Below are 21,420 nucleotides of genomic sequence, written 5' to 3' on the forward strand. Positions count from 1 at the left end.
TGAACAAGCGCAGTTTTTGCAGATGAACAAGGAGTGGCTAAGTGGCGGCGATTGCTGACGTCCTCAATCTCGAGCGAATTGACCGGGATATTTATCGTGGCCCAGTAGTGCCTACCGCATTTATCCGTACCTTCGGAGGCCAGGTAGCGGCGCAAGCGTTAGTGGCGGCCACTAGGACGGTGGAAGCAGATTTCAAAGTGCATTCCCTGCATGGGTACTTTGTAGCACCGGGTAAATCCGATCAGCCTACTACTTACCTGGTTGACCGCATTCGTGATGGCCGGAGCTTTTGTTCGCGTCAGGTGAAGGCCATGCAAGACGGGGAACCGAACTTCATCATGCAGGCGAGTTTTCATCGTCAAGGCGATGTCGGTATCGAGCACACCGATCGCATGCGCGATGTGCCGGATCCAGAAGACATTGTGGTGGATCCCGAAGCGATGAATCCACGCTCTCGGGCGCTGTTGACGGAATGGAGCGAGTGGGACATCCGGGTCGTGCCGGATACCGCTTTCGAGCACAATAAGTACACCCCCAGCCAGCAGGTGGTGTGGTTTAAGTCGAAAACGCCCCTTCCTGATGATGAAACATTCCATGTGTGCACCTTGGCTTATATGTCCGACATGACGCTGCTGCAGTCCGCACTTGTGCCGCACCCCGGAGTGGAGGTCATGCAAGCTTCGCTCGATCATGCCATGTGGTTCCTGCGTCCATTCCGTGCCGACGAGTGGCTGCTATATGACCAGACTTCGCCCTCTGCCTCCGATGGCCGAGCACTGACCCAAGGACGTATTTTTGACCAGAGTGGGCATTTGGTTGCCGTCGTAACGCAGGAGGGACTGACCCGCCTGCTCAAGCCAGGAACGACGCAGATTCCGATGAAAACCCTCAACTACGATGAAGGAAAATAGCGCAATGTTAATTGGTGTTCTTGCAGTACAAGGCGGTGTGGCAGAGCATCAGCGCATGCTGGATGAACTTGGCGTCCAATCTCGGCAAGTCCGCCGCACTGAACACCTGGCAGGGCTTGATGGCATTATCCTGCCGGGTGGCGAATCCACCACGATGTCTAAGTTGCTGGAACTGGGGGGAATGCTCGAACCGCTACGCCAGGCGCTGCGGGATGGGCTGCCCGCCTACGGGACCTGCGCTGGCATGATCTTATTGTCCAATGAAATCCTGGATACCCGCGCGGATGCACATAACCTGGGCGCCTTGGACATCACGGTTCGGCGCAATGCATTCGGCCGCCAGGTGGATTCCTTCGAGGCGGACCTAGATTTTCGTGGCATTGCGGGCAGCGTGCCAGCCGTCTTTATTCGCGCCCCGTGGGTGGAGCGAGTCGGGGAAGATGTGGAAGTACTCTCCCGGGTGCCTAGCGGGCCAGCGGAGGGGGCGATTGTAGCGGTGCGCTCTGGAAACGTGATTGCCACCTCCTTCCATCCGGAGGTTTCCGGGGACACGAGAGTGCATGCGTATTTCGCAGAGATTGTGGCGGCCGCGGGCCGGTCCGGTTAATTTTCTTCCCGCTCCTGCGCGTATACTTAGCAGCCAGCACGGGCACAGTGTGATGTGCGTTCCGACGAAAGGTTTGTAGGTATATGTCAGGCCACTCCAAATGGGCTACTACCAAGCACAAGAAGGCAGCAAACGATGCCAAGCGCGGTAAGGAATTTGCCAAGCTGATCAAGAACATCGAAGTTGCGGCCCGTACTGGTGGCGGTGATCCGTCAGCGAACCCGACTCTTGATGACATGATCAAGAAGGCCAAAAAGGCCTCTGTTCCTAACGACAACATCGAGCGCGCCCGCAAGCGTGGCTCCGGCGAAGAAGCTGGTGGCGCCGACTGGCAAACCATCATGTACGAAGGCTATGGGCCGAACGGCGTAGCAATGCTGGTTGAGTGTCTTACGGATAACCGTAACCGCGCTGCCACTGAGGTGCGTACTGCCTTCACCAAGAACAATGGCAACCTGGCGGAGTCCGGTTCCGTGTCCTACATGTTCACCCGCAAGGGCATTGTGTTGGTGAAGAAGAATGAGCTCAGCGAGGACGACGTGTTGATGGCGGTTCTGGACGCGGGTGCGGAAGAGGTCAACACCCTCGACGACCAGTTTGAAGTTGTCTGCGATGCTTCCGATATGACCGCAGTGAAGGAGGCGCTTGTCGACGCCGGTATTGATGTCGACGATTCCGACTCCGACTTCCGCGCCTCGGTGCTGTCCCCGCTGGACGCAGAGGGTGCCAAGAAGATCATCAGGCTCATTGATGCTCTCGAGGAATCCGATGATGTGCAGAATGTCTACACGAACATGGACTTGTCCGATGAGGTCTTGGCGCAGCTAGAAGACTAGCTCCTGGCGCTAGCGAAGGGGGAACCGGATGGTTCCCTCTTTTTTCATGCGTGGCGAGTCCACGTTTCGAAATTGTGTGCTATATAGTTGGTTGGGTAACAATAAGGGCCGAGGCAGGGAGAACCGTTGAGCGCTGGCATCCGGGTAATGGGGATTGACCCTGGGCTGACACGCTGTGGCCTTTCGGTGGTACAGTCCGGCCCTGGCCGTGCTGTGTACCCAATTTCCGTAGGGGTGGTGCGCACTCCCGCAGATGCCGAGCTGACGGAACGTCTGCTTCGACTTAGTACTGCGGTTCGGGAATGGATGACGGAGTATGAGCCGGACGTCATCGCTATTGAGCGCATCTTTGAGCGTGGCAATGTTTCCACAGTTATGCACACCGCCCACGCCGTCGGTGTGTTGGTGCTCGCCGCTGCAGAACGCGGCCTGCCGGTGCATATGTACACCCCCAGTGAGGTCAAGAAAGCCATTTCCGGCAACGGTCGAGCCGACAAGAAGCAGATGACCATCATGATTACTCGCATTTTAGGGCTCGCGGAGGCGCCAAAGCCCGCGGATGCTGCCGACGCACTCGCCCTTGCGGTCTGTCACTGTTGGCGTGCCCCTATGCTGGAAAGGCAGAAGATTACCGAAGAACAGATTGCACGCCAGCGTCGCGCTCAGAACGGCAAGCTGGGCCAAGCTAAGGCCAGCTTCAACGAACAACGTAGGCAGCGTCGCGTCGAGCACCCAACTATTTCACATTCCGCCGCCCATCCAAGGAGTAGCTCTTGATCGCATCGTTGAACGGAACCGTTGTCGCCATCGACTTGGGTGGTGCGGTGATTGAGTGCGGGGGAGTCGGCTACTACTTCATGGCCACCCCGCAGACCCTCGCGGAACTCAGGCGTGGTGAAACTGCTCGGGTGCTGACCACGATGACAGTTCGCGAAGACGCGATGAACCTCTATGGCTTTAGCAATAGCCAATCGCGCGAGATGTTCACTACGCTCCAAGGTGTTTCGGGGCTCGGCCCGCGTTTGGCCTTGGCCGTCTTGGCGATGTACTCCGTAGGAGAGATCGCAAACTACATCACGAGCGGTGATGCCAAGGGTTTGCAGCGCATCCCGGGCGTCGGCAAGCGCACCGCGGAGCGCATGATCGTAGATCTGAAAGACAAGGTCGCCGGCTTTGCGACGCCCGCAGCCGCCGAGAGCGTCGCGCCAGCGCCGACACACACCGCCAGCGCCGACATCGTTAGCGCGTTGCTCGGCCTTGGGTTTAGTGAAAAGGATGCCAGCGCTGCGGTCGATTACGTGCTCTCCGAGCACCCAGATGCGGACCGCTCTACCGCCTTGCGTCTTTCCTTGGCACATCTGGGGCGGAAGTAGGCCACCGTGTCAGACATTGAGAAGACAGAGTTTGCCCTGCCAGCCGATGTGGCAGCCAAAGCCGCCGGGCGTTCGGAGACATCCAGCATCGATGCGAAGCGACAGCATGGCGAATTTGATGTTGAGACGACCCTTCGCCCGAAAAGCCTGAACGAATTCATCGGCCAGCCGAAAGTGCGCAGTCAGCTCGACCTAGTGCTTACCGGTGCGAAGAATCGCGGGGTAGCACCGGATCATATTTTGCTTTCTGGACCACCCGGCTTGGGTAAAACCACCATGGCGATGATCGTGGCACAGGAACTTGGCGCTAGCTTGCGGATGACCTCGGGCCCCGCCTTGGAGCGGGCAGGTGACCTTGCCGCCATGCTTTCGAACCTGATCGAAGGCGATGTCCTGTTCATCGATGAAATCCACCGCATCGCGCGCCCAGCAGAGGAAATGCTGTACATGGCGATGGAGGACTTCCGAATCGACGTGATCGTGGGCAAAGGGCCGGGCGCGACATCGATACCTTTGGAGATCGCACCGTTCACCCTCGTGGCCGCCACCACGCGTTCGGGCATGCTCACCGGACCGCTGCGGGATCGTTTCGGTTTTGTCGCTCAGATGGAGTTTTATAACGACGCCGATCTTACGAAGGTGGTGACTCGCGCAGCCAGCATCCTGGGTGTGTCCATCGACGCGGAAGCAGCGAGTGAGATTGCCTCTCGTTCCCGTGGCACTCCGCGCATCGCCAACCGTTTGCTCCGTCGCGTCCGCGATTTTGCTGAGGTGCACTCGGATGGGCACATCGACATGGGGGCTGCGAAGGCGGCGCTTATTGTGTTCGATGTTGACGAGCTGGGTCTGGATCGACTTGACCGGGCCGTCCTCGATGCCCTTGTGCGTGGTCACGGTGGCGGCCCCGTCGGTCTGAATACGTTGGCCGTTGCTGTGGGAGAGGAACCCGGCACCGTGGAAGAGGTATGCGAGCCCTTCTTGGTGCGGGCGGGCCTCATTGCGCGGACAGGGCGCGGTCGCGTTGCGACGGCCACAGCCTGGCGACATCTGGATCTGGAACCGCCGGCAGATGCCATTGGCGGCTACAGCACCCTAGGCTAAGCGCAGCATGTCCTAAGGGGTGTCGCAGCGGTTTTTTATTGCTATGACGTAGCATGAAGCGTCGGACTATTTTCTATCTCCGGCCACAACTGCTGATTGTGGTGGTGGCCGAACTAAAAGGAGAACCTTAGTGTCTAGCAGTTCAGGGTGGCCAGCACGGAGTCGCACGTGGCCGAAGCAAGCAATTGGCTTGTTCGTACTGGTCCTGCTTGCCGTGTACGGGCTGGTGATGTTCACAGGCGATCGATCCCTCAATCCAAAGCTGGGTATTGATCTACAGGGTGGCACCCGCGTGACCCTGGTTCCCCAAGGAACAGAACCCACCCAAGAACAGCTCGCCCAGGCGCGGTTGATTCTGGAAAACCGTGTGAACGGCATGGGTGTGAGCGGTGCAAACGTGGTAACTGATGGCAATACTTTGGTCATCACGGTACCCGGTGAAGACACCAGCCAGGCGCGTGCGCTCGGACAGACCTCGCAGTTGTTGTTCCGCCCTGTAGCCCAGCCCGGCACTCCTGACCCGGCACAGGTGTTGGATGTTGGCGCACAGATGGCTAACCGCTGGGTAGAAAAAGGCGTTCTCAAGCCTGAGCAGGCCAATCAGTCGCTCAAGGCCTTGGTAGATTCTCTCAATCAGAGCCTGCCGGAAGGGCAAGCGCCCTATGATGCAAAGACCGTTACGGCATCTGCTCCAGCAGAGCCCGCGAACTCGGTAGAGGCTACGAAGCGCCGTCAAGAGATCACGGAGATGTTGCGTGGCGATCGCCAGAGTGAGGATGCGAATCTGCAGTTTGCGGCCGCCTCCCTGATTCAGTGCGGCGAGGAGCTCGATCCTTTGGCTGGTTCAGATGATCCGGCTAAGCCCTTTGTTACCTGTGACGCAACGGGCCAGAAGTACATCCTGGAGCCTGCTCCGCTACTGGTCGGGGAGCAGGAAGGCGGCAAGCGCCTGACGGGCAATGAGATTGATGCCAGTAAGCAAATTGCTGGCGGTTTGAATCCACAGACCAGTCAGATGGAAATCAATTTCTCCTTCAAATCCGAAGGCGCGGAACAAGGTGCCGCAACCTGGGCGCGGGTGACCCAGGACTACCTGCAGCGTCAGGTGGCCATCACTCTCGACTCCGCCATCATCTCCGCCCCAGTGATTCAGAGTCCCACACCGGCTGGATCCGCAACCTCCATCACTGGTGACTTCTCTGAACAAGAGGCCCAGGAGTTGGCGAACAACCTCAAATATGGCGCGCTGCCGCTCAGCTTCGCCGGTGAAAACGGGGAACGTGGTGGCACCACCACCACAATTCCAGCATCATTGGGCACGGCTTCGCTCAAGGCCGGTCTGATCGCCGGATTAGTTGGCTTGATCGCCGTGGCACTGTACGCGCTGGCTTACTACCGCGTATTCGGCGTGTTGGCCATGTTCACCCTGGTTGCCTCTGGCCTCCTGGTGTACGGTTCCCTGATTCTGCTCGGTCGCTGGATCGGCTACTCGCTGGATCTCTCAGGTGTGGCCGGGTTGATCATTGGTATCGGAACCACAGCGGACTCCTTTGTGGTGTTCTACGAGCGCATCAAGGACGAGATCCGCGAGGGCCGCACTTTCCGCTCTTCGGTGCCACGCGCGTGGGATTCTGCTAAGCGCACCGTACTGACCGGCAACTTTGTCTCATTGATCGCTGCCGTTGTCTTGTACATCCTGGCTGTCGGCGAGGTGAAGGGCTTCGCGTTCACCTTAGGCCTTACCACGGTGTTCGACCTGTTTGTGACGTTCTTGCTGACTGGGCCGTTAGTCATCCTCGCTTCTCGGAAGCGATGGTTTGCTAACCCTTCCGTGAACGGCCTGGGCGCGGTCACGAAGGTTGCGGATAGGCGTCGAGAAGCAGGCGAACTGGATGAACAGTACAAGGTAGAGGAGAAGATCTAATGAGCAAGGGAACACTCGGCCGCCTCTACACCGGCGAAGGCGGCATCGATTTCATTGGCCGCACCAAGCTCTGGTACAGCATCACCGCCGCCGCCTTGGCTATCAGCATCCTGTTGATCGCTATTCGTGGTTTCTCCCTCGGTATCGACTTCGAGGGTGGCACGAAGATGAATATGCCAGACGCTGGCTACAGCATTGAGCAGGTAGAAGAAGTCTTTGATGGTGCCACCGGAATTAACCCGGAGCTCGTGCAAGTTGTCGGTGCCGGCGATTCCCGCATGGTGGAGATCAACTCAGAGCGGCTGACCGAGGAACAAATCTCCGCGGCGCGCAGTGCGCTCTTCGAGAAGTTCCAGCCGAAGGATCAGACGGGCGCCGCAACACCGGACGCGGTCGGTGACTCCACCGTCTCCGAATCCTGGGGATCCACCATCACTAACCGCATGCTGATCTCCATGGTGGCGTTCTTGGTGCTCGTATTCATCTACATCATGATCCGCTTTGAACGCGACATGTCCATCGCTGCCATCGCAGCGCTGTTGGTGGACATCGTAGTGATCTCGGGAATCTACTCCCTCGTTGGCTTCGAGGTAACGCCGGCTACGGTGATCGGCCTGCTCACGGTGCTGTCCTTCTCGCTGTATGACACCGTGGTGGTCTTTGACAAGGTTAAGGAAAACACCGCCGGTTTCGAGGGCTCGCGGCGCAGAACCTACGCCGAACAAGCAAACTTGGCCGTCAACCAGACCGTCATGCGTTCTATTTCCACCACAATTATTTCAGCGCTACCGATCATCGCGTTGATGATCGTCGCGGTGTGGATGATGGGCGTAGGTACGCTAAAGGACCTCGCTTTGGTTCAGCTGATCGGCGTTGTGGAGGGCGCACTATCCTCCGTGTTCCTGGCTACTCCGATCCTGGTGAGCCTCAAGCGTCGCCAAAAGAAGATGCGGGCGCACGAGCAGTCGGTTCTTGAGCTGCGCGCTGGCAAAGCTGACCATGGCATTGAACCAGAAGCGCAACCTGTGGCAGCCCACAAGGTGGCTTCCGTGGCGGCCCCTGCTTCGGATATTAATCCGGTGGGGGAGAAGAAAGGCAACGGTCGCACCTGGCGCCCGGGGGAATAACTGCCCCTAACACAGCAAGCCGGCGGGTTCACACGAGGTGGACTCGCCGCTCGCGTTTCATCCTCCGCGCGCTAAGCTCCGATGAACTGGGTGGAGGAAGTTTTGTGACGTGGCAGCACTATACTGAAGGCGGTCAAGATGCGATCGAACTCTAAGGAATTCATGTTTGGGTGGAAAGCTTTTGTCCGAGGCACGCAACAGCGTGCGCGGCGTCGCGCCACGGTTGCTGCTTTAACCGTGGCAGCAACTACGCTCGCGAGCTGTACACAAGGGCTTCCAGGCGCCGCTATTGACCACTTCGGCTATGCAGTCGGATCACCGCTGCTCACCACGAATGCACAAACAATCGTCGGTGCCTCCACCAATAGCGATCTGCTCGGCGGCAAGCTATTCCCGCCGGTATTCATCACCGGTCCCAACGGCCAAATGATCCCCAACCGGGATTTAGCAACTGCGCAATTATTGCCGGGTGCACACACCCAGGTCGTGTATACGATCAACGCGGAGGCGCAGTACTCCGACGAGAAGCCAATCACCTGCACCGACTTTCTACTCGCTTATAAGGCCGGAGCCAATCCGAGCCTGTTCGACTCCAACGCGCCGCTGATGACGCAAGTAGAGAAATTGGACTGTGAACCGGGGGCGAAGAAATTCACCGTCACTTTCAAGGAGAACATGGGCGCGCGTTGGCGACAGCTCTTCGGCCCAGGCACCGTTGTGCCAGCTCATGCTGTGGGGCATCGTCTGGGGCTGGACGAACAGAAGCTCGTATCCTTGTTGCAAGCCAATAATCCCGCCGCGTTGATGCCGGTGGCCACCGTGTGGAATCAGGGTTTCAGCCTGAAAGAATTCGACCCGGAGCTGCAAGTCTCTGCGGGCCCTTACCGTATTGAATCTGTGGGGGAAAGCGGCGAGGTGCAATTAGTACGCAATGAGAACTTCCATGGCGATTCCGCCAACCTCGAAAGAATCATGGTGTGGCCACAGAACGCTGACCTTAACGCAGCCAATGAGACGGGCAGTCTGGAGATCGCGGACCTGGTTGGGGTAAAGGACGTGCCGTGGGTTAACCGGGATGATCCGAGGAACCGCTTCAAAGTCGAGTACGCAGCAGGGCATATGACTGAGCTGTTGTCCCTGGCCAATGTTGGTGTCTTTGCGGATGCAGAAAGCAGGCGTGCCTTCGCCGCCTGCATTAATCGCAGCGATATTGCAGCGATCTCCTCCGCGGAATCAGGGGTAGAAGTAACCCCGGTAGCCACCCGGCTGACCACGGCTACTGATCCCGTTAACACACAGTTGAAATCCTTGATCGAAGAGAAGAACAATACTGATCTAGGGCAGGCAGAAAGGTTGCGTGGTCAGACTATTCGGATTGGTTACACCGGCCCAGACCCACGCAAGCAGGCTATGGTGGCCGCGATCGCTTCCTCCTGCGCACCTGCGGGTATCAACGTGGTTGATGCGTCTTCAGAGGGGGCGTCCTTGGGGGATGTCGGTCGGATGGAAGATTACCCAGGAGGTCAGCGAGAATTCGCCGGCGAGCTGGATGCTTTCCTGTACGCCGTAGACCCGCACCAAGGCTACGGCCATGTGGATGGCGGGCTTGATGACGTCGAAAAGCTGCGGGCGACCGAGCAGCAGCTGTGGGATGAGTCGGACACAGTTCCGCTGGCCGCGCAGCCACGCACTATTGTTTATGACAATCGCATCGCGAATGTGGTGCCGAATACCTCTTCCTCCGGCATCGGCTGGAATATGGAGCGTTGGGTAGAAGGGAAATCGAAATGACCACCAAATATAACTCCGCCCGCGAGGCCTTAGCAGACCTAGTGCGGTTGGTACCGGATTTCCCTGCCGAAGGGGTGCTCTTTGAGGACCTGACGCCCGTATTGGCTAGTGCAGCGGGCTTCAGCGTGATTGTCGACGAGCTAGCTGCGGCAGCGGAAGACATGGGCGCTGAGTTGATTGGTGGTTTGGATGCTCGCGGTTTTCTGCTCGGCTCGGCTGTTGCCTATAAGCTCAAGCAGGGCATTCTTGCGATCCGCAAACAAGGCAAGCTGCCGCCACCGGTACACCGCCGTGAGTACAGCTTGGAATATGGCACCGCAGCGCTGGAGATCCCTGCCAGCGGCATCGAAATTGCAGGCAAGAAGGTGGTGCTTGTCGACGACGTCCTCGCCACCGGCGGTACCTTGGTGGCCGCGCGCGATCTGCTGGAAGAATGTGGCGCGGAAGTCATCGGATACGTTGTCGTGCTGGAAGTACCTGGTTTGGGCGGAAGGGAACGCCTTGGTGATACCCCCGTCGTGGTGCTGGGTGAAGAATAGCCCTTTTGGCAAAGCCCACCGGTTGTGATGGGTAGCATAGAAGGACAAGCACGAAGGGGCAGGACATGGCTGAGCGTAAGCAACAAAAGCAGCAAGTGAACATGCGGAGCATGTCAGCCCGATTGGCGCGCAGTCTCACGGGTGGTCGCGCAAAAGTGGATCCGATTTTGGAGCCGCTGCTGAGCATTCACCGGCAGTTCCATCCCAAAGCTGATGCGGCGCTATTGCAGCGGGCCTATAACACCGCTGAGCTTCTCCACGAGGGGGTGTTCCGTAAATCTGGCGACCCTTATGTGACGCACCCGCTGGCTGTGGCGACAATCGCCGCTGAGATCGGCATGGACACCACGACGCTGGTGGCGGCATTGTTGCACGATACTGTCGAGGACACCGACTACTCCATTGCAGACCTCACCGCTGAGTACGGCGAAGAGGTCGCGCGGCTTGTCGACGGCGTGACCAAACTCGACCGGGTCGCCCTCGGGGCCTCCGCGGAAGCGGAGACGATCCGGAAGATGATCGTGGCCATGAGCCAGGATCCCCGTGTCTTGGTGATCAAGGTTGCTGACCGGCTACACAATATGCGCACAATGCGCTTTCTGCCTCCGGAGAAGCAGGCGAAGAAGGCCCGACAAACGCTGGAGGTAATTGCGCCGCTAGCACACCGTTTGGGTATGGCCTCAGTGAAGTGGGAGCTAGAAGACCTCTCCTTTGCGATCCTCTATCCGAAGAAGTACGACGAGATTGTCCGCTTGGTCGCAGATCGAGCGCCCTCACGTGACCGCTACCTCTCCGAGATTATCGATTCTGTCTCCGGCACTTTGAAAGACAACCACATCGACTCGGAGGTGGCCGGACGGCCGAAGCACTACTGGTCGATCTACCAGAAGATGATCGTGCGGGGTCGTGATTTTGATGAAATCTTCGATCTCGTGGGCATTCGTATCCTGGTGGACAATATCCATGATTGTTACGCTGCTATCGGCGCCGTTCATGCGCTTTACTCGGCAATGCCGGGCCGTTTTAAGGACTATATTTCTGCACCGCGTTTCGGGGTCTACCAGTCCTTGCACACCACCGTGATCGGCCCCGGGGGTAAACCGCTCGAGGTGCAGGTGCGCACCCATGAGATGCACTACAACGCCGAGTTCGGTATTGCGGCCCACTGGCGCTACAAGGAAACTAAGGGCAGCCACAGCGGGGAACAAAACGAGGTCGAACAGATCGCCTGGATGCGCCAGTTACTGGATTGGCAGAAGGAAGCCGCCGACCCTAACGAGTTCCTCGATTCTCTGCGTTATGACCTGAGTACCAAGCAGATTTTTGCCTTTACCCCTAAGGGCGACGTGGTGAACCTGCCGGTCAATTCCACCCCCGTGGATTTCGCCTACGCCGTACACACCGAGGTCGGGCACCGCTGTATCGGTGCCAAGGTAAACGGGAAGCTGGTGGCGCTGGAATCCACCCTCAAATCTGGGGACAGGGTGGAAATTTTCACTTCCAAAGATCCTGCGGCCGGTCCGAGCCTGGATTGGCAGAAGTTCGTGGTGTCACCGCGCGCCAAGGCTAAGATCCGGCAGTGGTTTGCCAAAGAGCGTCGTGAAGTCTCTCTGGAGGCTGGTAGGGATGCTCTGGCGGTGGAAATCCAGCGGGGCGGAATGCCACGGCATCGCTTGTTTAATGCGCACTCTATGAAGGAAGTCGCCGCTGTCCTGAATTATCAGGATGTAGACGAGCTTTACACAGCGATTGGCGATGGTCGCGTTTCGGCCAAGAGCGTCATTGACCAGCTCACCGCTTACTTCGGTGATGATGAAGACGCTGAGGATGTCCTTGTTTCTCGGACTCCCTTTAATGAGTTGGTGGGCGCAAAGAACGCGGCGCGTGATAACGCCGGTGCAGTTGGTTCCGGCATCCTCGTTGAAGGTAGCCCGGACGTGGCCGCCAAGCTCGCAAAGTGTTGTATGCCGGTGCCGGGTGATGAGATCTTCGGCTTCATCACCCGCGGCGGCGGAGTGTCGGTGCACCGTACTGATTGCACCAACGCCACCAACCTATTCGAGGAAAAGGAGCGCGTAGTCAGCGTTTCCTGGAGCACGGAAAACAAGAGCGTATTCTCCGCAAACTTGCAGCTAGAAGCCCTCGATAGGAGCGGACTGCTCGTAGATATTACCCGTGTGATTAACGAAGAACGCCTCACCACCACGGCAATGAATATTCACACTTCCGATGACCGCGTCGCCGTCGCACGCTTCACTTTTGAGGTCTCCGACACCAAACAGCTCGGCTCGGTGATGGGAAGAATGCGCAACCTGGAGGGCGTGTTCGATGTCTACCGCCTTACCTCCGGCGGCTAGCTGCGCAAGATACAGCAGGCACACAGCACAACGGCCCGCGGAGAATGTTCTTCTCTGCGGGCCGAATAGCGGAAAACTTACATCTGGAAGCTCTTCATCAGGCGACCGATGTTGTTGTTGATGGTAACGAGGGCACCGAAGAGGGCGCCAACACCGGTGACGATGGTGATGATTTCCTTGAACTTCTCAGCGCCGGTCATCTCCTGTGGCTTGCCATCTTCGTCCTTCTTGATGAAGAAATCAGAAGAAAGGCCTGCAAAGTCGGTGTCGGAAGAACCGGAGTTGGTGCTGGAATCCGCGGTAGGAGCGGCTGGAGCTGGGGTCTCTTCTGCCATTGCTGGGGCAGTGAGGGAAGCGGTGGAGATTGCAGCTGCGGCGATCGTCGCAGTGATGGCCTTGCGGGAGATAAGCTTCATGAGTTTTCCTTTACGTCTAAAGAAGCGGTGAACCTTTAAACAGCGTAATCTGGCCTGCGGTTTCGCGCAACAGGTTGCCTGTAGTTTTTCAGCCCCATCAGCTCTCAAGTTGAGCGCGGCTAGGGGAGTGCTGTAACAGGCGGAGACCAGCTCACCTGTGAGAATATTGCTGAGCCTAGCCGGGTGGCCGGAAAGATGGATCCTCCCAGCCAGGCTATCGTTACCAAGTCGTTAATAGGCCTTGGTAAGCATGTGACTAATGTTATCCGAGTGCTGCCTTGGTGATGCGTACTTCCGCTGCCGGAGCGCCATCCGTAGCACCATCTGCAGTGCCCTTGGCCCCAATCTGATCCAGGGTGCTCAGGCCCGCATCCGAGATCTGTCCAAAGTAGGTGTAGTTGGCAGGCAACGGGGAATCTTGGTAGTTGAGGAAGAACTGGGAGCCATTGGTGTCAACGCCAGAGTTTGCCATCGCAATGGAGCCGCGTGGGTAGAGCACCTGTGGTGCCTCGGGCATTTCGTCAGTCGGGTATTCATTGGCGAATTGGAAGCCAGGACCACCGGCACCAGTTCCGGAAGGATCACCACACTGCAGAACGAACAAGCCGCTAGTAGTGATGCGGTGGCAAATGGTGTCATCGTAGAAGCCATTATATGCAAGATGTTCGATAGCGTTCACGGTACAAGGAGAAGCAGCGCGATCGAGTTCCATGCCGATCGGGCCGGCGGAGGTCTCCAGGGTGAGGTTCACCTTGCCGGTGGTTTTGACCCCAGTGGTATTCGTCGGCAGGGCAACTTCTTTAGCAGGCGTGCCCTGTGGCGTGTAAGTGCAATCAACCGTCTCTGGCAGCGCAGTGGCACGCTGCATCGCCAGTGGCTTAACCTCCGGTGTCTGCGAGGTGGACTCCTGCGCACTGGTTTCTTTCTGCTCCGTGCCACGCGTAGCGGCAAACCAAATACCGCCGACCAGTGCCAGGATCACTGCCGCAGCCATCACAATCACTCCCAGTGGTTTGGTCTTTTCGGCGCGCTCTCGGCGCTTCAGCTCGCGGTCGAGGTTCTGCATCGCTTCGACGCGACGCTCCTTGTTAGAAGTCACTTGTGCCTTTGCTTTCCGTTGGTTACTCGGTCAAATGCGTATTGATTCTACTGCACTGGATACCCGTGCTTGCGGGTAGGCGCGCTGCCAATTGACGTCGAAAAGCATGCGGAGCGGTGAAGTTGGTTAGGGTAGGGGGCATGGAAATCATGGGATTTGCCGCTGGTCCGTTCCAGACGAACTGTTATATCTGGTCGAACGAAGGTCGATGCGTGATCGTTGATCCAGGTATGCACGCGCATGAGCGCGTAGTAGAAACGATCGACGAAGGCGGGTGGGATGTCGAAGCCATCCTCCTCACACATGGCCATATCGATCACACTCGTGATGCCGGATCACTGGCTGCTAGGTACAACGTGCCCGTCTATATTCATCCGGACGATGAATTCATGTTGGACAAGGGGGCCGGAGTCAGCGCGGAAACACGCCAGCTTTTCGACGCCGAGAACATGACCCCTATCGCCGACCTGCGGTCGCTCAATCACGCAGACACCGTTTCGATGGCAGGGGTGGACTTTGAGGTCCGCCATGCACCAGGGCATTCCCCAGGCTGCGTGTTGCTGGTGAACACTCATTCGCATGTGTGTTTTGCCGGAGATGTGCTATTTAAGGGCTCAATCGGAAGAACTGATCTGGAATTTTCAAAGCATAGTGACATGCTCACCAGCCTGCGGGAGCAAGTGCTCACCCTCGATGACCAGTTGCATGTACTGCCTGGCCATGGCCCAGCCACCACAATTCGTGCTGAGCGCACTAACAACCCCTTCCTGCTACAACTGCGGTAGCACAGGGTAAAGTTTTCACTCGTGAGTGATGCAAAGAAATTCCAGCCATTTTCTGCGCCGAAGGGCGTGCCGGACTACGTGCCACCGGTATCCCCGGAGTTCCTAGCCGTTCGGAATGGTTTCGCCCATCAGGCGCAGTTGGCTGGTTACGAGCACATTGAACTCCCGATCTTTGAGGAGACGGGTCTGTTTGCGCGCGGCGTCGGTGAATCTACCGACGTAGTGTCCAAAGAGATGTACACCTTTGCCGATCGTGGCGACCGCTCGGTAACGCTGCGTCCCGAGGGCACCGCGGGCGTGATGCGCGCAGTGATCGAACACGGCCTGGATCGTGGCGCGCTGCCGGTCAAGTTGACTTATGCCGGGCCGTTCTTCCGCTATGAGCGCCCGCAGGCCGGACGCTATCGCCAGCTGCAGCAGGTTGGTGTGGAAGCCATTGGCGTGGATGATCCCGCCCTGGACGCCGAAGTAATCGCCTTGGCTGATCGCTGTTTCCGTTCCATCGGTCTCAGTGGCTTCCGCCTGGAGCTCACCAGTCTGGGCGACGATACCTGCCGTCCCGCATATCGTGAGAAGCTCCAGGAATTCCTGTTCCGGCTCCCGCTGGATGAGGAAACTCGTCGTCGCGCTGACATTAATCCTTTGCGCGTGCTGGATGATAAACGCCCAGAGATGAAGGAAATGCTGGCCGAGGCACCGCTGATGCTGGATCACCTCTCGGCCGATGCGCGGGCACACTTCGAAACCGTGCTGGGCATGCTGGATGACATGGCGGTGCCGTATCAGATCAATCCACGCATGGTGCGCGGTTTGGACTACTACAACAAGACCACCTTCGAGTTCGTCCACGATGGCCTCGGCGCCCAGTCCGGCATCGGCGGCGGCGGGCGTTACGACGGCCTGATGGCCCAGCTTGGTGGCCAAGAACTCTCTGGCGTCGGTTTCGGACTCGGCGTCGACCGGGCGCTGCTTGCTCTAAAGGCAGAGGAAAAGCAGGCTGCTTCGGGTTCCCGGGTATCGGTTTATGGTGTCGCCATGGGTGCCGATGCCAAGCGACGCATGGTGCAGCTCATCAATGAACTCCGCGTCGCGGGTATTTCTGCGGACATGTCCTACGGCGATCGTGGACTGAAGGGCGCTATGAAGGGCGCGGATCGGGCTGGCGCAGCTTATGCGCTCGTGCTCGGTGACCGCGAACTGGCGGCCGGCACTATCGCCCTGAAGGATTTGGCCGAGCACAGCCAAGAGGATATCGCTGTGGACGGTGTCGTCGATAAGCTGCGCGCCCTGCTTGGCTAGTTAGCAGGATGTCAGGTTCACCGGCATCCCGATCTGGATTGCGAGGCCTCCCAGGGAGGTCTCCTTGTACTTGCTCATCATGTCTCGACCTGTGTCTGCCATGACTCGGATGCAGTCGTCCAAGGAGACGTGATGCACGCCGGTGCCCAAGTTGGCCAGTCGTGCTGCGTTAATCGCTTGGACCGCGGCGATGGCGTTGCGTTCAATGCATGGAATTTGCACCAGTCCACCGACGGGATCGCATGTCAGTCCTAGGTTGTGTTCGAGGGCGATTTCAGCAGCGTTGATGGCTTGTTCCGGGGTGCCACCCAAGAGCTCTGTGAGGGCCGCTGCGGCCATTGCCGCGGCGGAGCCGACCTCGCCTTGGCAGCCAACCTCCGCGCCGGAAATAGAGGCGTTTTCTTTAATAATGACGCCGATAGCGCCGGCGGTGAGCAGGAATTCTCGGGCCCGGGACCTGGTAAATTCTGGCAGGAAATCCCGCGCATAATGCATCACTGCCGGGATGATGCCGGCTGCGCCGTTGGTAGGCGCGGTGACGACGCGTCCCCCGGCAGCATTTTCCTCATTAACGGCAAGCGCATAGAGATTGACCCACTCCATTGCCCCGAATGCATCCGGGGTGGTATTGGAGTTGGTGCGCAACAAATGCTGGTAGATGCCAGGTGCACGGCGCTCTACTTCAAGGCCACCCGGCAAAATACCGGTGGTAGAGATGCCAGCGCTGACACAGGCGCGCATGGTGTCCCACACGCGGTCGAGGTGCTCCGCGACTTTCTCGGCGCCGTGGAGTTCTGCCTCGTTAGCGGCCATGATCTCGGCGATGCTTTTGCCGGAGCGATGACACAGTTGGAGCAAGCGCGCCCCAGAAGTGAAGTAGTAGGGAATCGTGGAGGCGCGATTGGTAGTAGCAACACCGGCTCCGAGACCGGCCGGTCCGTGTTGGGCGCGGTACTCCTTACTGGACAGGATAAAACCACCCCCAACGGAGAAGTAGGTCTCGCTGCTGTTGCCGCAGTGGAAGACAAGCGCATTGGGGTGTTCTGCCAGTGGTTCGATCTCAAAGCTGATTTCGTAGCTGGCCCCGTTGGGTAAAGTACCGGTCGTGGGGATGATGTCGCCATAGGCAGGAGAGGCATCGACAGGAATTGATTCTGGGCTGTAGCCCATCAGCCCCATCAAGACGGCGCGATCGGTGCCATGGCCCTTGCCAGTTGCGGCAAGAGAGCCACGCAGCTCGACGACAATGTGCGTGGCAGGTTCCCCAGCATCCTCCAAGAGCTGTATAAACCTGGCTGCTGCCCGCATAGGTCCAACAGTGTGCGAGGAGGACGGCCCGATGCCGACGCTGAACAAATCAATCGCGCTGATAGTCATAGCCGGAATTCTAGTTGTAGCGGCTGAGGAAATCAGCAAAAGACCCAGCTGGGATGTCGCTGGCATTACCAGCCACGGACGAAGGTCCGCCGAGCCCGCCAACGGACCCACTAGTTAACACCACGGTGTCTGCCAGTTCCCGGGCTCCTTGAGCGATACGACTGCCAAGGTCTTCACTACCGCCGAAATCCTCCGTCGCTGCAAAAATTGCCGTCGGCATGGTGCGGGCGCGAAGGTAACTAAACAGTGGTCGCATGGCGTGCTCGAGCGCTAGCGAATGGCGTGGGGTGCCAGCTGTTGCGGCGAGGAGTACGGGTTTGTGCTGCAGAGCATCCTTGTCTAGGAGGTCAAAGAACGTCTTGAATAGCCCGGAATAGCTGGCGCTGAAGATTGGGGTGACTGCTATCAGCGCATCGGAATCCGCGACGCTTTCCTGGGCGGCAAGGAGCTGAGCGGGGGTAAAACCGGGGGAAGTCAGTGACTGCGCCAGCTCTACTGCGAGGTCGCGGAGCTCGATGTGTTGGAGTGCTGCGCTTTCGCCGCGGGCGGATACTGCCGTGGTGACCGCACCGGATATTTGCTCGGCAAGGTTTCGGGTCGCGGAAGGAGAAGACAGACCCGCGCTCAAGACGACCAATTTGTGCATTAGTTTTCCTTTCCAGGCATCACACTAAAGTGCGGGGAATCTGGATGCGCGCGGAGTGTGGCGTGGGTTGGCGGATCTGATGGTACGTGCTCGGGCCGTCGAGCTTCCATGCGGCGGCGGAGTTCCGGAACGATGTCGCGGCCTAGGATTTCGATCTGCTCCAGGACCGTCTCTAGTGGCAGGCCCGCGTGGTCGATCAAGAAAAGTTGCCGCTGATAGTCCCCAACCCAATCAGCGAACTGTATGGTGCGTTTGATGACCTGCTCTACCGTGCCAACGGTCAGCGGAGTGACCTCGGTGAATTCCTCTAGTGATGGGCCGTGGCCGTACACGGGGGCATTATCAAAGTAGGGGCGGAAGGTCTGCTTTGCGGCAGCTTCGGACTCGCCGACAAAGATCTGCCCGCCGAGTCCAACGATTGCCTGGTCGGCGCGGCCGTGCCCGTACTTTTCAAAGCGACGTCGGTAGGAGTGCACCATCTTGGCCGTGTGTTCCTTATTCCAGAAGATGTTGTTGTGGAAGAAGCCGTCGCCGTAGAAGGCCGCCTGCTCCGCGATTTCAAGAGATCGAATGGAGCCGTGCCAGACAAAAGGTGGAACGCCGTCGAGCGGGGCGGGCGTGCTGGTATAGCCCTGTAGCGGGGTGCGAAACTCGCCCTGCCAGTTGACTACTTCTTCGCGCCACAGTCGGCGCAGTAGGTGGTAGTTCTCAATGGCTAGGGGGATGCCCTTGCGGATGTCCTTCCCGAACCAGGGATAGACCGGACCAGTATTGCCACGCCCCATTATCAGGTCAACTCTGCCACCAGCGAGGTGCTGCAGGAATGCAAAGTCTTCTGCAATTTTCAGCGGATCATTCGTAGTGATCAGCGTGGTTGCAGTGGAAAGGATCAGATTTTCGGTCTTCGCTGCTATAAACCCGAGGTGTGTGGTGGGGGAAGAAGGAACGAAAGGCGGATTATGGTGTTCACCGGTGGCGAATACATCAAGCCCAACTTCTTCTGCTTTCAGTGCGATAGCCGTCATTGCTTGAATGCGCTCGGCTTCGGTGGGGGTTTCCCCGGTGGTGGGATCGGTGGTGACGTCACCGATGCTAAAAATTCCGAACTGCATGCTTCCTCATTTCACTTATTGTTGTAGCGTCAACAATAAGTGTTAGTGGGAATCTTGTCCACCAGGTTGTTCGTTGTACAGCGCCGCGTGGAGGAGTGATAAATCTGATCGGCCGATGGCGCGCAGCGGAGTTTCATGCGGACGCCCGGTTTCGGTGATGAGTCCAAATTGTGCGCTATCCGGGTGCATGAGCTTGGCTACCGCACTGGTCGCGGATGTATCCCTGCTGAAGAACTCCACGTGTTCGCTGTGTTCCGCATATTTCAGTGCATCGGCAACAGTTTTTGCATCCAGGCGATTGTCGTCGTCAAGGTCATTTGCCACCCAGCGCGCGATCGTATTGGTGGTGAGCAGCCCTGCGAATTTTCCGTCGTGGTAAAGCGGAAACTGGGAAATGTTGCTCTGCTGAATCAAGCGCAAGGCTTCCAGGATGCTGTCAGTGGGAGAGAGATGTTGCACTGGCTTGGGGCCGAGGATTTGGAGCGCGGTAACTGGTGCGACGAGTGCATCTCTAATGGCGCTCAGGGTGCTGATCGCATCCTCGCGGGGATCTGCGATCGGCTCACCGTCGACGAAACTGCCGTGCACAATGGCGTTGCGGAGCTCGGCACACTCTTGCAGGATGTTGGATTGTTGCTCTGTAACGAGCTGTTTGCGTGCGGCAAGGCGAACCATCCACGCAAACCCGTCTGAGTTTTTAGCTTTGAGGGTGGTGCGTAAGTGGGCTTCAATGTCATTGAAGAAAGCCAGGAATGTGGTTGCACGAGACGTCATTCCTCAATGCTATGGCAAGTCCCAGGGTGTAGCCCGGCCAAGAAAGTGTCGATCAGCTGTCGCTCGAGGTTTTCAACAGGAAACAGGAGCGATTGCGCGGGTGGGCGCGCCGCCTGAATGAGGCCCGCAATGAAGAATCGGGAGGAAATCTCAGGCCGGATGAGCTGCTTGTCACGGGCTAGGCCCACGATGGCGCGGTTGTTTTTGATCAGCTTGGCGCGAGTGTCTGCGAAGTGTGGGAGCAGTTCGTGTACAGATTCCTCGGATACATTCACGATCAGTGGCGCTAGGCCTAAGTTGTAAAGGTCATGTGCGTAGCGTCGCAGCGCGGTGTCGGGGTGCTGTTGGAAAGACGCGAGGGTAGCAGTTTGGACATCGATAATGCGACCCAGCAGCTCGCCGAGCGAGGCGATGAGCAGGGAATCTTTGTCCTTGAAGTTTCGATAGACCGTTGCGATGCCGACCTTTGCTACTTTCGCGACATCCTCGAGAGTTCCGGAGTTTGCCCCGTGAGCGAATACCGTCTGGGCGGCGGCAACGATGGCTTCTCTACGTCGCAGAGCATCAGAGCGCATGGTGATCCTTTCGCGGCTTGCTTTTGCAGCCTGGGTAGGTGCAAGATGGTTCGAGCATAACTGATAGTCCACCCTCCACTTAAATTGCTGGAAAGCTGTATATGACCAGTTCCGAACAGAGCGAATTCCTCCGAGTTTCCGGGCTGACCGTTTCCACGGGAATGGCAGTACCTGACTTTGACCTCGCTACACCCCTCAACCTGCTCTACACGGGTAGGGAAGCCTCCGCGACCACGACGATGCTGACCATTGCTGGCCGCATGAAACCCAAAGCGGGAACGGTGAGTTTGGTTGCCGATGGCGAGGAATACTCTCGCCCGCGTGATATCGCGCGTCGTACCGCTTTGGCCGGTGTGACCGATATCGATGGCCTTGATCGCAACGTCAGCGTGGCTTCCTACGTGCGTGAAGTTTCCGCATGGACTAAACCCTGGTACCGCAGCACGCCGCGCGACATAGCCAATATTCCTGAATGGGCCCACATCTGTGAACTCTTCGACCTAGACCTCGACCCGGCGCAGCACGTAGGCAAGCTAAACCCGACCCACCGCTTCGTCCTGCGAGTTGCATTGGCAGTGCTAGCTCGTCCGGCACCCGCGCTAGTTGTAATCGACGATATCGACCAGGTTCGCAGTCTGGAGATTCGCAGTGAACTCATCGAGCAACTCCGCGCCTTGGCGCAGGTGGCTCCAGTCCTGGTGGCATCCACCAACCAGGATAACCAAGCGCAATTCGACACTGTCATTTCGTTGATGGGGACGGAGGCCTAAG

Annotated in this window: 21 protein-coding genes; 14 read left to right on the forward strand and 7 right to left on the reverse strand. The window is 58.1% G+C overall.

The genetic code is table 11. The annotated features are described in order from the left end of the window. Nucleotides 1-41 precede the first annotated feature (41 nt). The 11 genes from WG915_RS00755 to WG915_RS00805 all read left to right on the forward strand — a co-directional run bounded on the left by WG915_RS00755 (nt 42) and on the right by WG915_RS00805 (nt 12,566). Nucleotides 42-911: an acyl-CoA thioesterase gene (locus tag WG915_RS00755; RefSeq protein WP_339563449.1), complete on the forward strand. Its 870-nt coding sequence runs from the start codon at nt 42-44 to the stop codon at nt 909-911. Nucleotides 912-915: 4 nt separating this feature from the next. Further along, complete coding sequence (gene pdxT, locus WG915_RS00760) at nt 916-1,518, forward strand: pyridoxal 5'-phosphate synthase glutaminase subunit PdxT (RefSeq protein WP_339563450.1); 603 nt, start codon at nt 916-918, stop codon at nt 1,516-1,518. A gap of 83 nt (nt 1,519-1,601) precedes the next feature. Then, nucleotides 1,602-2,354, forward strand: a complete 753-nt coding sequence (locus WG915_RS00765) for a YebC/PmpR family DNA-binding transcriptional regulator (RefSeq protein ID WP_339563451.1) — start codon at nt 1,602-1,604, stop codon at nt 2,352-2,354. A gap of 147 nt (nt 2,355-2,501) precedes the next feature. Beyond that, the gene (gene ruvC / locus WG915_RS00770) at nt 2,502-3,131 is read left to right on the forward strand and encodes a crossover junction endodeoxyribonuclease RuvC (protein ID WP_339563659.1); all 630 of its coding nucleotides are present in this window, start codon (nt 2,502-2,504) and stop codon (nt 3,129-3,131) included. Next, nucleotides 3,128-3,727, forward strand: a complete 600-nt coding sequence (gene ruvA / locus WG915_RS00775) for a Holliday junction branch migration protein RuvA (protein WP_339563452.1) — start codon at nt 3,128-3,130, stop codon at nt 3,725-3,727. The genes ruvC and ruvA overlap by 4 nt, the downstream gene beginning before the upstream one ends. Before the next feature lie 6 nt (nt 3,728-3,733). Beyond that, complete coding sequence (gene ruvB, locus WG915_RS00780; RefSeq protein WP_339563453.1) at nt 3,734-4,828, forward strand: Holliday junction branch migration DNA helicase RuvB; 1,095 nt, start codon at nt 3,734-3,736, stop codon at nt 4,826-4,828. Nucleotides 4,829-4,958: 130 nt separating this feature from the next. Then, on the forward strand, nt 4,959-6,752 hold the full coding sequence (gene secD, locus WG915_RS00785) for a protein translocase subunit SecD (protein WP_445227750.1): 1,794 nt from the start codon (nt 4,959-4,961) through the stop codon (nt 6,750-6,752). After that, entirely contained in the window at nt 6,752-7,879 is a 1,128-nt protein-coding gene (gene secF / locus WG915_RS00790) for a protein translocase subunit SecF (RefSeq protein ID WP_339563454.1), read from the forward strand. Before secD ends, secF begins: the two co-directional genes overlap by 1 nt. 138 nt (nt 7,880-8,017) lie before the next feature. Further along, nucleotides 8,018-9,670 carry an ABC transporter substrate-binding protein gene (locus tag WG915_RS00795; RefSeq protein ID WP_339563455.1) on the forward strand — a complete coding sequence of 551 codons (1,653 nt, stop codon included), beginning with the start codon at nt 8,018-8,020 and terminating at the stop codon, nt 9,668-9,670. Then, a complete protein-coding gene (locus WG915_RS00800) occupies nt 9,667-10,209 on the forward strand; it encodes an adenine phosphoribosyltransferase (RefSeq protein WP_339563456.1) in 543 nt (180 codons plus the stop codon). The genes WG915_RS00795 and WG915_RS00800 overlap by 4 nt, the downstream gene beginning before the upstream one ends. 65 nt (nt 10,210-10,274) lie before the next feature. Beyond that, the gene (locus WG915_RS00805) at nt 10,275-12,566 is read left to right on the forward strand and encodes a RelA/SpoT family protein (RefSeq protein WP_339563457.1); all 2,292 of its coding nucleotides are present in this window, start codon (nt 10,275-10,277) and stop codon (nt 12,564-12,566) included. A 77-nt stretch (nt 12,567-12,643) separates the two neighbouring features. Here WG915_RS00805 and WG915_RS00810 read toward each other — a convergent pair whose 3' ends face one another. Together WG915_RS00810 and WG915_RS00815 are read right to left on the reverse strand one after the other, a co-directional pair. Beyond that, nucleotides 12,644-12,982 (reverse strand): hypothetical protein, encoded by a 339-nt coding sequence (locus WG915_RS00810; RefSeq protein ID WP_339563458.1) that lies wholly within the window; start codon nt 12,980-12,982, stop codon nt 12,644-12,646. Nucleotides 12,983-13,244: 262 nt separating this feature from the next. Then, the gene (locus tag WG915_RS00815) at nt 13,245-14,081 is read right to left on the reverse strand and encodes a peptidylprolyl isomerase (protein ID WP_339563459.1); all 837 of its coding nucleotides are present in this window, start codon (nt 14,079-14,081) and stop codon (nt 13,245-13,247) included. 140 nt (nt 14,082-14,221) lie between these two features. Between WG915_RS00815 and WG915_RS00820 the strand changes: the two genes are divergently transcribed. Together WG915_RS00820 and hisS are read left to right on the forward strand one after the other, a co-directional pair. Beyond that, complete coding sequence (locus WG915_RS00820; RefSeq protein WP_339563460.1) at nt 14,222-14,866, forward strand: MBL fold metallo-hydrolase; 645 nt, start codon at nt 14,222-14,224, stop codon at nt 14,864-14,866. A gap of 21 nt (nt 14,867-14,887) precedes the next feature. Next, nucleotides 14,888-16,165, forward strand: a complete 1,278-nt coding sequence (hisS, locus tag WG915_RS00825) for a histidine--tRNA ligase (RefSeq protein WP_339563461.1) — start codon at nt 14,888-14,890, stop codon at nt 16,163-16,165. On the opposite strand, the gene WG915_RS00830 is transcribed toward hisS, so the two are convergent. From WG915_RS00830 to WG915_RS00850, 5 genes are read right to left on the reverse strand one after another with little or no spacing between them, the layout of a single operon-like run. Next, nucleotides 16,166-17,542: an L-serine ammonia-lyase gene (locus tag WG915_RS00830; RefSeq protein ID WP_339563462.1), complete on the reverse strand. Its 1,377-nt coding sequence runs from the start codon at nt 17,540-17,542 to the stop codon at nt 16,166-16,168. A 10-nt stretch (nt 17,543-17,552) separates the two neighbouring features. Further along, nucleotides 17,553-18,188, reverse strand: a complete 636-nt coding sequence (locus WG915_RS00835) for a CE1759 family FMN reductase (protein ID WP_339563463.1) — start codon at nt 18,186-18,188, stop codon at nt 17,553-17,555. Beyond that, nucleotides 18,188-19,300 (reverse strand): LLM class flavin-dependent oxidoreductase, encoded by a 1,113-nt coding sequence (locus WG915_RS00840; RefSeq protein WP_339563464.1) that lies wholly within the window; start codon nt 19,298-19,300, stop codon nt 18,188-18,190. Before WG915_RS00840 ends, WG915_RS00835 begins: the two co-directional genes overlap by 1 nt. Nucleotides 19,301-19,342: 42 nt before the next feature. Beyond that, nucleotides 19,343-20,074, reverse strand: a complete 732-nt coding sequence (locus WG915_RS00845) for a CBS domain-containing protein (protein WP_339563465.1) — start codon at nt 20,072-20,074, stop codon at nt 19,343-19,345. After that, complete coding sequence (locus WG915_RS00850; RefSeq protein WP_339563466.1) at nt 20,071-20,649, reverse strand: TetR/AcrR family transcriptional regulator; 579 nt, start codon at nt 20,647-20,649, stop codon at nt 20,071-20,073. The genes WG915_RS00845 and WG915_RS00850 overlap by 4 nt, the downstream gene beginning before the upstream one ends. A gap of 101 nt (nt 20,650-20,750) precedes the next feature. On the opposite strand from WG915_RS00850, the gene WG915_RS00855 reads away from it, so the two are divergent. Next, nucleotides 20,751-21,419 carry a hypothetical protein gene (locus tag WG915_RS00855; RefSeq protein ID WP_339563467.1) on the forward strand — a complete coding sequence of 223 codons (669 nt, stop codon included), beginning with the start codon at nt 20,751-20,753 and terminating at the stop codon, nt 21,417-21,419. The last annotated feature ends 1 nt before the right edge of the window (nt 21,420 follow it).

The sequence above is a fragment of the Corynebacterium sp. H128 genome (genome assembly GCF_037482625.1).
Classification (GTDB): domain Bacteria; phylum Actinomycetota; class Actinomycetes; order Mycobacteriales; family Mycobacteriaceae; genus Corynebacterium.